Annotated in this window: 11 protein-coding genes; all 11 read left to right on the top strand. The window is 30.6% G+C overall.

What is annotated here, in order from left to right; all coding sequences use genetic code 11:
* Positions 1 to 167: 167 nt before the first annotated feature.
* The 11 genes from IWX83_RS13340 (at position 168) to IWX83_RS13295 (ending at position 11,823) form a co-directional block, all read left to right on the top strand.
* Positions 168 to 800 (top strand): hypothetical protein, encoded by a 633-nt coding sequence (locus IWX83_RS13340; protein WP_196830309.1) that lies wholly within the window; start codon positions 168 to 170, stop codon positions 798 to 800.
* A 4-nt stretch (positions 801 to 804) separates the two neighbouring features.
* On the top strand, positions 805 to 4,239 hold the full coding sequence (locus IWX83_RS13335) for a hypothetical protein (RefSeq protein ID WP_196830307.1): 3,435 nt from the start codon (positions 805 to 807) through the stop codon (positions 4,237 to 4,239).
* The gene (locus IWX83_RS13330; RefSeq protein WP_196830305.1) at positions 4,236 to 5,420 is read left to right on the top strand and encodes a hypothetical protein; all 1,185 of its coding nucleotides are present in this window, start codon (positions 4,236 to 4,238) and stop codon (positions 5,418 to 5,420) included. Before IWX83_RS13335 ends, IWX83_RS13330 begins: the two co-directional genes overlap by 4 nt.
* A gap of 2 nt (positions 5,421 to 5,422) precedes the next feature.
* On the top strand, positions 5,423 to 5,875 hold the full coding sequence (locus IWX83_RS13325) for a hypothetical protein (protein ID WP_196830303.1): 453 nt from the start codon (positions 5,423 to 5,425) through the stop codon (positions 5,873 to 5,875).
* A 37-nt stretch (positions 5,876 to 5,912) separates the two neighbouring features.
* Positions 5,913 to 7,217, top strand: coding sequence for a hypothetical protein (locus IWX83_RS13320; RefSeq protein ID WP_196830301.1), 1,305 nt, complete (start codon positions 5,913 to 5,915; stop codon positions 7,215 to 7,217).
* A 2-nt stretch (positions 7,218 to 7,219) separates the two neighbouring features.
* Positions 7,220 to 7,837, top strand: coding sequence for a hypothetical protein (locus IWX83_RS13315; protein ID WP_196830299.1), 618 nt, complete (start codon positions 7,220 to 7,222; stop codon positions 7,835 to 7,837).
* A complete protein-coding gene (locus IWX83_RS13310) occupies positions 7,818 to 8,357 on the top strand; it encodes a TIGR02281 family clan AA aspartic protease (RefSeq protein WP_196830297.1) in 540 nt (179 codons plus the stop codon). Before IWX83_RS13315 ends, IWX83_RS13310 begins: the two co-directional genes overlap by 20 nt.
* Complete coding sequence (locus tag IWX83_RS13305; RefSeq protein ID WP_196830295.1) at positions 8,338 to 9,171, top strand: endonuclease/exonuclease/phosphatase family protein; 834 nt, start codon at positions 8,338 to 8,340, stop codon at positions 9,169 to 9,171. Before IWX83_RS13310 ends, IWX83_RS13305 begins: the two co-directional genes overlap by 20 nt.
* A gap of 102 nt (positions 9,172 to 9,273) precedes the next feature.
* The gene (locus IWX83_RS13300) at positions 9,274 to 10,857 is read left to right on the top strand and encodes a TerB family tellurite resistance protein (protein WP_196830293.1); all 1,584 of its coding nucleotides are present in this window, start codon (positions 9,274 to 9,276) and stop codon (positions 10,855 to 10,857) included.
* A 122-nt stretch (positions 10,858 to 10,979) separates the two neighbouring features.
* On the top strand, positions 10,980 to 11,096 hold the full coding sequence (locus IWX83_RS17475; protein ID WP_370568423.1) for a DUF6804 family protein: 117 nt from the start codon (positions 10,980 to 10,982) through the stop codon (positions 11,094 to 11,096).
* 166 nt (positions 11,097 to 11,262) lie between these two features.
* Positions 11,263 to 11,823: a DUF6642 family protein gene (locus tag IWX83_RS13295; protein WP_196830291.1), complete on the top strand. Its 561-nt coding sequence runs from the start codon at positions 11,263 to 11,265 to the stop codon at positions 11,821 to 11,823.
* Positions 11,824 to 11,960: the final 137 nt, after the last annotated feature.

Here is an 11,960-nt window from a genome sequence, read left to right as displayed (position 1 = left end):
AATTAAACATCAATTTACAAGTAATGAAATTAGACTTTCATTAACTAATTATTGCCTTTTTTTTAAAAAACAACAAACAAAACACATATGAAAAAAATATTAGTGGAAACAATTCTGTAAATGCGCTCTATTATCTGGGAGATGACATAACGAAAGACTATCCAAATGTGGAAGGAGCGGCAAATCAAAAAAATGATGCTCATTTCCTTGAAATGGCGGCAGCGCTTTCAATAATAGATTTTGCAAAAAAGGATGCTACAGAATTAGTTACTATAGATGGTAAAGCTGAAAACCCTTTTTATAAAGAATTTGGTATTAAATCAAATTCCAATTCTTTAATATTTGAGAATCTTGGAGATTCCACACAATTACAATTAAAAAAACCATTAACGCAATACACTAAATTTTTAGTGTATTTAAGAGACAAGGTTCTAGAAAGTACAGATCAAAACTGGGCTAAAAATGTAAATATTTCCAATCTTTTAACACAACCTTTTTATAGTAATTATTTAAAAAGATTCAATCAGTATTACGTGGAATGGTTAAATGAAATGGCGCACAATCAGCGAAGTTTTTCCCCATTAAACCTTAATGTTAATGATAACAATTTATTTGAAATGGTTAAAAATGTAAAGCCGAATATTAGCTGGTTAGAATCAGGTAAAAATTACAATCGTTATGATTTTTTACTCTCTAAACATGACAAAGAAATATTAAAAACAGGTTCACAAGAACAGCAGTTTATGGATCTATTTTATAACACAACTGAATCTTTAGTAAAAGAAAAATATAAATTCTAAGAAAATGGCAAAAGTATTTCGTTTCCATGATGGTAGTAATAATATAGAGGACTGGCAAACTTCAACGGCTTATGGTAAAAATGCCATTGAAGCAATAAAAGATCCCAACGGGTCATCTGCTAATACAGAAATAACCTCGATACCAAGTCCATTTGCGAGAATGGATCTGGTAAAAACAGCATTTGAAAACTTGGTTAATTTAAATCAGGTGGATGGTAAAACTATTTTTCATAAAATGGTTTCCGATTGTTTAGATGTAGGAGAAATATTTTTTAATAGTGATAAATTAAAGGAAAAAATTAATATTGTAATTTGGGATAAAGCCAATGATTTAAACAAGTTATTACATTCTTCTAATCCCAAACACAAACTATTAGGAGAAACATTAAAATTGTATTTAGAGCAAGATGCCAAAGCCTATAATTTTGACAAAATTCAAAGACTATATCTTCTTAATTACAAGAAAGGAAACAATGAATTAAACATAATTGGAGGGACTTCTCCAGCAACTTTATTTTTCACCTCTGCTAATAAACTAGATATTGATATTCAATTTGGTACTGACATTGTTTTTGATGATCATTATCAGCCATTATATAAAAGGGATTTTAATTTTCAAAAATTTATTTTTGGGATACGTAAATTTATGCCTAGTTTCAATCCCCTTTTTAAAGGGGTAGATGATTATTTAGAAATGAATTATAAAATGCTTTCTCATGAGCAAAGGACCATTTTAAATAATTATACTGAAGATAACTTTAATACCGAATTTGAAAAACTAACAATAGCGGGTGATGGTATTGTCGAAATTTTAGGTTTTCCACTTCGTAAAAAAACAGAAAGTCCCATTGATATCCAAAATAATAGTGGATTTGTTATAGATTCTGAAAAATACAAAGAGGGTAGTAAACCATTGGTATTACCAATTGATAATCATCCAGATGAAACATTTTATACAACGGCAATTTGGGATAGAAATAATAGGGCAAATATATCAGATGACAGTCCTATAAAAGAAAGAACGTTACCTTATGATGATTCAGTTTACCCATACCTAACCATTAGTGATTTCTTAGAACCATATATAATTCGCACTATTTACCCCATTGATAATGATAAATTCTTCAATGGTAATTTTTCAATAGACTCAGGAGAAATTTCTAAAGGTTTTTTATTACCTGTAAAAAAGGAATATTTTGATTATTTCAATGTGGAAGACTTACAAGGAGTTACTTCAGACGGAAAAAAAACAATTGAAATCAAACAATCTTCAACTGGTGGCGTAAATGTGACACTTCGTATCCCGATCAAAAACAGAAAATACGTAACCTACGAAAGAACGTATTATCCTCCAATGAAGGAGTATCAAATTCCAGAACCTGATTTGACTAGAAATAAGGGGGCTATAATTGAAAATCAATTTGGATTAACGCTGTTTCCATTTTTGAAATTAGAGGAGGATACACAAAATTTTTATAGGATTGCTTTTATGGATAGAGATATCCTAGAGCACAATAAAAATAATAAATACAGTCTTGATTTTTTTAAAAATAAAGATAATAAGAAGGTAATAGAAAAAGCAGTAAAACAAAGAAGTGAAAAAGCTATTGATAATATATCTTCTGAATATTATGTTTTAGAAGAAGGCTTTGATTATATTGTTGTGAAAAATAATTGGGCAAATGGAGTGGTTATTCCGCTATTTAAAACGATTACTCATGGTGCTGCTGCGTTTACCTTTGCTGTTGACTTTGGCACCACTAATACGCATATCGAGTATCGTAAAGATAATGGAGAGCCAAAACCATTTGAAATCGTACAAAATGACATGCAAACAGCTACTTTGTATGATCTTAACAACCCAGAAACAATTAAGTCAATCAATGCCGTAAGTGCAACGCGTTTATTTGATATAGTAGTTCAAGAATTAATCCCTGAAGAATTAAATAAGAACTCTGAATTTCATTTTCCACAGAGAACAATTATAAACTCAAAAAAGAATTTAGATTTAAATAGAGATACCTATGCCTTATCTGATTTTAATATTCCTTTCGATTATGAGAAATATCCAATTCATAAAAACTCTTTTATCCGAACAAATTTAAAATGGTCCAATTACACCAATAACCCAAATGAATCAAAAGTAATCGATGCCTATTTTGAAAATCTTTTATTTTTAATCAGAAACAAAGTGTTGTTAAATGGAGGTGATTTAAATAAAACTAAATTAATTTGGCTTTACCCTTCTAGTATGTCGACTTATAGAATTAACCAACTGGAGAGTAAATGGAATGAGTTATTTAAAAAATATATAAATAAATCCATAGCTCCAGAGAAAATTTCGGAGTCCATAGCTCCATTCTATTATTACAATACACAGTTAGGAGTTAATGCTTTAGCAAATCCTGTGGTGTCAATTGATATCGGAGGTGGTACAACAGATGTTGTAGTCTACACGAATAATAATTCAGAATTATTAACTTCTTTCCGTTTTGCAGCTAATAACGTTTTCGGTGATGCATTTGGTCGTTCTTCCAAAATAAATGGATTTATCCTAAAATACTTGGATCGTATTAAATTTCTACTAGAGGTAAATAAGCAATATGATCTGCTAAAAGTATTAGAAGAGGTAATAACTGAAGGAAAATCCGAGGATATAGTTGCTTTTTTCTTTTCGATCGAAAAAAACAAGAAAATTAAAGACAATAATATTCCAATATCATTCAGTAAAAAATTAAAGCAAAATGATGATTTTAAGATTGTCTTCCTTCTTTTTTACACTTCTATTATCTATCATATTGCAAAATTGATGAAGGCACAATCACTGAATGTACCTCGTTACATTACTTTTAGTGGTACAGGATCTAAAATTATTAATCTCGCCGATGGAAGTGACAAACTAAAAGGCCTATCAGAATTAACACAAATTATTTTTCAGAATATCTTTAACGCTGATTCAATTCCTAAGATAGATTTAAAGCAAGATGAAAACCCTAAAGAGATTAGCTGTAAAGGAGCTTTAATGATTAGCAACTCTCAAAACGTAGATATTGATGTTCTGAAAACTGTCCTATTGGGAACTAAAGAAGATATTTTAATTCCGAATACAACTAAATCATATAATGATATTAATTCAACGATAGAAAATGAAGTTGTTACTGAATACAATGGTTTTATTGATTGGTTCTTTTCATTGAATAAGCAAATTAGTTTTAATAATAATTTCGGAATCAATCAAGCGCATTTAAATGCCTATAAAGATTATCTAAAAGAAAATGCTTTAGATAATTTAAAAATAGGATTACAAGAGAAAAAAAATGACTTAAAAGGAGATCTAAACGAAAATATAGATGAAACATTATTTTTCTACCCATTAATTGGAGGAATAAATCATCTAGCGTTTAACATCCATACTGAACTTAACATCCACGGAGCATGAAAAATATCTTTTTGATTATATTATTAATAATATCCAACACAGGGCTTAAAGCACAAAGCAACATAGGTCCTGACTTAAACGAAACAGTAGATTACGTCACTTATGTGTGTATTAATTCGACACTTTCTAAAAATGAAAAAGTTACTAACGAAAATAAGCAAATAACTATAAATGATATTCCACAATCATATACAAGTACCATTGATTTATTTAATGAATTCCAGAAATTAAAAAAACGATCTAACATTATAGATTATTCTCATTTTTTTTCTGAGGAAATTTTCTCTGACCAAAAAAGGTTCGGTAAAATTTATGCCTTTGCTGATAAGAGAAAAGGAGAAGAAATACTACGATTAAAAACTGAAATATTAAATTATATTGAGGACAAAGAAAATGTTAGTGATCAAGAAGTCATAACTTCAGATACAGTAGATAGTGATTCAATGACCTCGGAAAACATTGTAAAAGGTACTGAAACAGCAAGTGATGACACCAATGATTTTGGGTCCCAAAACAGAAGAAATAAAAATTCATCTTTTTTCGATTTAAAATTTTGGGTTATTCTGATAGGCGTATTTATATTATTAATAATGATAGCTCTGTTTTTTCTTACTAAGAAAATCTTTCAAATTGAAGACTCTTTAAACCATTTAAAAAAAGTAAGTAAGGAATCAAAATCGAATACAAATCAAATTGATTTCAACATAAATTATAATAAACTAGATGACGAGATAAGAAAACTTAAAAGTCAAATAAGAGATTTGAGTCCAGTTCAAGATTACAATAATAATTCTGTAAAGAGTGATATTCCTGAAATAAAAAATCATATTGAATTAGAAGTTACTCCAAAAAAACCACAAGAGGTTTTTTACATGGCCACGCCTAATGATATGTTTTTTGATATGCGCAGTCAATCTAGCATTCCTAGACCAACTCAAACTTTATATAAATTCACTGCTGATAATATGGATAAATCAAAAGCTACTTTTGTTTTTGATTCAGATGAAATAGGAATAAGTGAAGCTGTAAATGCTCCTCATAGATATCTAGATTCTGTATGTGAATCTCAAAACGCACACAATCAAAACGCGAAAAAAATTACAACCACAAAACCCGGAATCGCAGAAAAAAGAAATGATAGATGGGTAGTGATAACTAAAGCTAAAATTAAATACGAATAGATATGCATGATATACTAATAGGAGGTCTAATTGCAATTATTGTAATGGCACAAATCTTAGTGGCAATTACCACTTCAAAAAAAATATCGCTTTTTAAAACTATAGTACCGGAGGCTAATAGTTTTGAAACAGTAAAAGTTTTTATTCCTGAAGATCAAATAAAAACGGTGACCGTGGAATACATTTTAAATAATCTTTCTATTTACAGTAATTCAACTTCAGCAGATAACCTACCAAAAGAAGGTACTTCTGAGAAGATCTTAATCGATATTCCCGAATATGTGAATGGAGAAATTGAGATGACTGATTTTTCCGATGATGATGATGATGATGATGAAACCAATCATGACAGTACTGATTTAGTTTGGGTAATGAACGGGACTTTGGAGGAAAAAATCCCTAGAAGTAGTTTGTACCATTATCAAGATATGGGATGGTCTTTACTTTATGAGTAAAATTACGAGTCTTAAAGTTTAAAAATAATAAAACACTATGGAATCAAAATATATTGAAATTACGCTTATAAAATCTAAGGGAGAATCTAATGTAGTATTCGATAAAGTACTAAGTTCAGTAAACACCTATTTACTACGAAATAAAGGAGCGGTTAGCGATTTTAATTTAATTAAAGATGTAGTTGAACGAAATACAGATGCAATTGATGAGGAGATAAATACATTATTACCTATACCCTTATATTTAGGATTAATGGGAACTATGTTAGGAATCGTTATTGGCCTTTTCGCCATGCCTAGCATTAGCGATGCCAATTTTGAAAAGGCAATTGATATCTTGATTGGCGGGGTAAAAATAGCCATGATTGCAAGTTTTACGGGACTATTATTAACCGTTTTGCTTTCGGGTTGGAGGTATAAGGGCGCAAAAACTAAGGCTGAAGGGCTTAAAAACGATTTCTTTACTTGGATACAAACACATCTTTTGCCAGTTTTATCACAAAATATTTCCTCAAGTATCTACTCGCTGCAAGCTAATCTGCTTAAATTCAATGATACTTTTGAAACTAACATTCATAATTTTAATGGTCTAATGAACCGCATATTAGATTCTTTTGAAGGTCAAACAACCTTGATGAATGATCTTAAAGAGGTTGACGTTGCTCAGTTAGCAAAATTAAATGTAAATGTGCTACAGGAACTTAGAACGAGCACGAAAGAATTTGAAAAATTCAACACCTACCTCCACCAGGTTAACTCTTTTGTTGATAATGCTCAAAAGTTAAATTACAGTATTAACGATCAATTAGAACGTACACACTCTATGGAAAAAATAGCAGATTCTATAGGTACAAATATTGATATGAATAAAAAAATCATCGATATTCTGCAATCTGAATTAAGAGAAGTAAGCAGTAGAAAGCAAATGGTTTCAGATGCAGTAATTGATGTTGATAATGTTTTAAGTAAGAGTTTAGAACAGTTAAAAATACATATTGATACACAAATAAAAGCAATAACAGATATAACCATTAAAGAAGAAGACCTATTAGAAAAACTGTTGAAAGAAGACAGAGGTAATTTAAATGAATTAAAAAAATTAGGGGAATTAAAAACAAGCATGTCTAATATGGAACAGGAAGCCAAGTCCCAAAACAACAAATTAGAGGCACTTAATACTTCTATAGATAAACTGTCTGACGCAATTTTAAATCAAAAGCAACAAACAGGCATAGAAATCCCAAAACCAATTAAATATGCAGGATATGTTTTTGTCTATTCAGGAGCTATCATTGGCGTTGTCTTTAGCGGGTGGAAAATATTTGAATTTATTTTTAAGTAATTATGTCAAAAAAAACAAATTTTTTCTGGGCCAGTTATGCTGATTTGATGACCAGTCTCTTTTTTATAATGTTAGTATTATTTGTACTTACTGTTGTTATGATGAAAAGACAGTCCAAAGCAACTGAAGAACAATTAAAAAAAATAGTAGAAATTCAAAACTCTGTAAAGGAATTGGACACAAAATATTTTTCTTATCAGGAAGAATACAAGAGATTCACTTTAAAAGAGCAAATTCAGTTTGATCCAGCTAATAGTAAAATTAAAGATGAGTATAAGGATTACCTATTAGATGTAGGGAAAAACATTGAAAGTTTAATTGTTAGGTTACAAAGTGAATATAAAAACAACGATATCAAATACATGATAATAATTGAAGGTATGGCTTCAAAGGATAATTATCAGTATAATGATAATTTAAGTTATCAACGCGCACTATCTCTTTTAAAGCTATGGGATAGTAATAATATCCATTTTGACCCCAATTTTTGCGAACTTCAAGTCGCTGGTAGTGGTATAAGAGGTGTAGGTCGTTATAGTGGGAAGGATGAAACAAAAAATCAACAATTTTTAATACAAATTATTCCAAAAATAGGTAAAATTGAAAATCAAGACAATTAATATAGCATACGGCATAGCAGCAATTGCTTTTTCAATGTTATTGACAGACTGTACGAGATGCTCTAGATCTGGCAGAAACAATACAAGAGATGCAAAGACTAGATACAACTCCGTCTCCGGTTCAACTAGACATGGCAAGACGATGGTTAAAATGTCAGAAGAAAACGGGATTTATAAAATACCAGTTGAGATAAATGGTAGTAACATGAATTTTATTTTTGATACAGGAGCAAGCATTATTTCGATCTCTGCCACAGAAGCGATGTTTTTATACAAACAGGGGACTTTAAAGGAAGAGGATTTCATTGGAAATGTTAATTTCCAAGATGCTACAGGTGCTATATCTGAAGGAACAATAATTAGACTAAAAAGTGTAAAGATTGGAAATAAAACCCTTGAGAATGTGAGGGCTTCTGTAGTCCATAATAATGAAGCTCCTTTGTTATTTGGTCAATCAGCATTGGCTGAATTTGGAAAAATATCAATTGATTATAAAAAAAATGAAATCACTTTTGAATAATTACAGTAGAAAAATTGTACTTCTTATACTTTGTATAACATTATTTTCTACTGTTTTATCAGCGCAGACCAAACTGCTATCTTGGAATATAGAAAACATTGGCAAATCGAAATCAAATCAAGAAATAGCATTCATTGCTAATACAGTAAGAGATTTTGATATTATTGCAATCCAAGAAGTCGTTGCCGGTTATGGAGGCGCACAAGCTGTGGCAAGACTGGCTGACGAACTAAATAGAAAAGGAGCCAAATGGGATTATGTAATCAGTGACCCAACGAGCAGCAGTGCTTATAAAACCGAACGCTATGCCTATATCTGGAAAACAAATAAAATCAAAAAGATAGGACAAGCTTGGCTGGAAAAAAAATACAACTTAGAGATTGACAGAGAACCTTATTATTGTACGTTTCAATACGAAAACAAGCAATTTACAGTAGTTAACTTTCATGCAATAACAAAAAGCAAACAACCCGAAACGGAAATCAAATACTTTAAATTTTTGCCTGCCGTATATCCAACATTAAATCTAATTTTTGCTGGCGATTTCAATTGTCCACAATCGCATACGGTGTTCAATCCATTGAAAAAAATGGGATATAGATCAGTATTGATCAATCAAAAAACTTCTTTGAAAAGAGATTGCATAATGAATGAATGCCTAGCTTCAGAATATGACAATATGTTTTACAATTCCGCAAGAGTTACAGTTAAAAATTATGGAGTAGTTCCGTTTTATCAAAAATTCAATTCTTTAAAAGAAGCACGAACTATTTCGGATCATATCCCAATCTGGGCAGAAATTGTGTTGAATTAAAAGGAGGAGCAAACTAATAGAATACGTTAAACAGACTTCAAAAACCAAATAGCATCTTATTTAAAAAAGACAAATAAGAACAATAAATTAAAAAATGTAACAATGGATTTAACAAAAGTAAAAAATATAGTTAAGAGTCTTGAAAACGATTTCTACAATAAAATAATTCTATTGGATGATTTAAAACAATGTGAGTATCTATTACTCAATTTTGAATATAAAACTATAGACAGAGTTATTCACTATATTGAATTCCCTATTGGCGATAATTTAAAGAAATCATTTATTTCATTACAAAACAACACCCCTCCAGTTAGAAACAAGGCTTTTTTAAATGACAGCTTGATTAGGGATAAATGTGATACTATAAAAAGTGAAAAAGTACATTGTAGTCCAAAAGATGTCCGTTTGGAATTTCCAATTGAAACCGACAACGATAGATTTTTGGAGAAACAGCAACTATTTTACTTGCAAGATTCTGTAAAGACATGTAGTTGCAAGGAATGTTCTGGAGATGGTTTAGTAAGCTGTTATGACACAGTTTGTAATGGGAATCATTCCTGGGAATGCGACGAATGTATTGGAGAAGGAAAAGTTTCTTGTCCTAAATGTAGTGGAGAAGGCTGGAATCGATGCGGAGGCCTATTCACTGGATGTGGAGGATCGGGAAAAGTAAAAAAAACAGTTCGTCTGGCTAGTGGAAAAACATCAGAAAAATTTGTCAACTGTTCTTCCTGCTCAGGAAAAGGTAAGGTAAAATGTATGACTTGTAATGTTACAGGCAAAGTTACTTGCTCTAAATGTTCGGGAAAAAGAACCATCACCTGCAATTATTGTTATGAAGACAGAAAAAGATACGGGTTAACAGACTGCCGTAATTGTGATGGTATGGGAGAGTTTGGAGAATTAGACTTTGTTGTATCCAAAATAGAGAACAAAAAACACCAGAAAATTATAATTAATGGTCCTGCATTACAATTGGATCTAAGTACGATCGAAGATTACTTTTCACATCTAAATGATAAAAAAGAATTATTTTATCAGCATAATACGGTCGTAAAAAATGACTACTCTGAGTTTGAAAAGAAACATTGTGAGATCTTAGAACAAGAATTAAATTTAGATAAAAACTCATTCCCTAAGGTTTTGACAGAAAAAATAGCCTATAAATGTATTAAGTGCGTTGAGTTTAATTACAAGCATATTTTATCTAATGTAATCCACAGTGGCGTTATAATTGACTACAATTCCGCACCCAGCCTCCATCTTTACTCTAATCCCGAAGAATTAAAAATGGACTTAAAAAATGCGGCAAAAACAACGACAAGTTTTTTATCCAAAATTTTTAAAACTAAAAAGTTCAAACTTAAAACAAATAGACTCATTGAAATAAAGTTAATGATTTATTTAGCAAAAGCAGATGGAAAAATTGAAGAGTCCGAAAAAATATTTTTATCTGAAATAATTAAAAATTTAGATGATTTCACCAATACTGAAAAGAAAGACTTATTTACGTTAATGGACACAAAAGTATTGCCAATGTTAACATTTAAGGACTTGAAATTTTCTAGTAATGAGGTTGAAAATCAAATTATTGGAAGACTAAATGAAATGGCCTTGGTAGATGGCGAATTTGAACCGGCAGAAATAAGGTTTATTGAAAATTTAAAAAACACTGCTATGTAGAACACCGTTATTTTTAGAATTGTACTTAGAAGAGGATGTTGATACGGAAAGTAAGATTGATGAATTAGTAAATAATTATTTAAAATCAATTGCATTACCTCACTTTGAACACATAAATTTAGATAATTTGCAAAATAAATAATACAATTATTAAACTAATTATGAGCACCATACTTCTACTCTGCCTACTCGGCATGCCTAATGATTACTTTCACTTCATGCGTTTTGTTAGGCAATAGTAGACGTCTATTTGGCAGATTCACCTAATGACCAAAAAAAATGATGTCTTTATCCCTGCAGATCACCCACCACATCAAAATCACCTTCGAACTCTCTTCGCTTTTCAAGTTTTTGTCTTTATAAAATCATACATTTGTTAGTAATATACACCTACTTAAAATGACAATGGATCAGGATAAATTTATTTTCTGCCTTGAAGCCGTCCCTGATGTAGAAACTGACACTACAACAGAAGTGGTCAAAAGCTTAGAACAATTGGCTTTTACGCATGGGATTTCAAGTATTTACAAAACATGCGATACGATTGAAGGTTTGGACGATAGTTTAAGTGCTTTACTCTATGACGATCACAATTTTACGGATTATGAAATTATCTATTTAGTGATGCAAGGCGAGGAAAACAGTATTTGCATCAATGAATATTACTACAGTTTAGAAGAAATAGCGGAATTATTTGAAGGAAAATTGAAAGGTAAAATTGTACACTTCGCAAATGAAAAGGTGGTGGACTTAAGCGCGGAAGAAGCCCAGTACTTTTTAGATATTACCGGAGCAAGAGCAATTTCGGGTTATGGAGCAAAATTCGATAATCTAAGTAGCATTCATTTGGATAAAGTATTTTTCAGTTTGTGCCAAGACGAAGATGATCTGATACAAATCGTTGAAGAATTACATGAAAAGCACTTTGCTCTTTGTAAGCTCCTTGATTTTAGATTGTACTATTAAAAAGCAAATCTCAATACCTTTTTAACCAATTAAAAAAGTAAAGAATTACACCGTTGAACCTCTTTTAAATTTTCAGTGAAATATGCATCAAAAAAGCACGAATTGTGAAAGCTGATTACTCCAATATTTTTTATAAA

It is taken from the genome of Flavobacterium sp. CG_9.1 (genome assembly GCF_015751645.1).
GTDB lineage: Bacteria > Bacteroidota > Bacteroidia > Flavobacteriales > Flavobacteriaceae > Flavobacterium > Flavobacterium xanthum.
Note: the sequence above shows the minus strand (reverse complement) of the source record. Positions and strands in the feature narration are given on the sequence as shown.

Excerpts from the sequence above, each read along its gene's own strand:
- IWX83_RS13335 (WP_196830307.1), top strand. The coding sequence starts at position 805 with ATGGCAAAAGTATTTCGTTTCCATGATGGTAGTAATAATATAGAGGAC.
- IWX83_RS13330 (WP_196830305.1), top strand. The coding sequence starts at position 4,236 with ATGAAAAATATCTTTTTGATTATATTATTAATAATATCCAACACAGGG.
- IWX83_RS13325 (WP_196830303.1), top strand. The coding sequence starts at position 5,423 with ATGCATGATATACTAATAGGAGGTCTAATTGCAATTATTGTAATGGCA.
- IWX83_RS13320 (WP_196830301.1), top strand. The coding sequence starts at position 5,913 with ATGGAATCAAAATATATTGAAATTACGCTTATAAAATCTAAGGGAGAA.
- IWX83_RS13315 (WP_196830299.1), top strand. The coding sequence starts at position 7,220 with ATGTCAAAAAAAACAAATTTTTTCTGGGCCAGTTATGCTGATTTGATG.
- IWX83_RS13305 (WP_196830295.1), top strand. The coding sequence starts at position 8,338 with ATGAAATCACTTTTGAATAATTACAGTAGAAAAATTGTACTTCTTATA.
- IWX83_RS13300 (WP_196830293.1), top strand. The coding sequence starts at position 9,274 with ATGGATTTAACAAAAGTAAAAAATATAGTTAAGAGTCTTGAAAACGAT.
- IWX83_RS13295 (WP_196830291.1), top strand. The coding sequence starts at position 11,263 with ATGGATCAGGATAAATTTATTTTCTGCCTTGAAGCCGTCCCTGATGTA.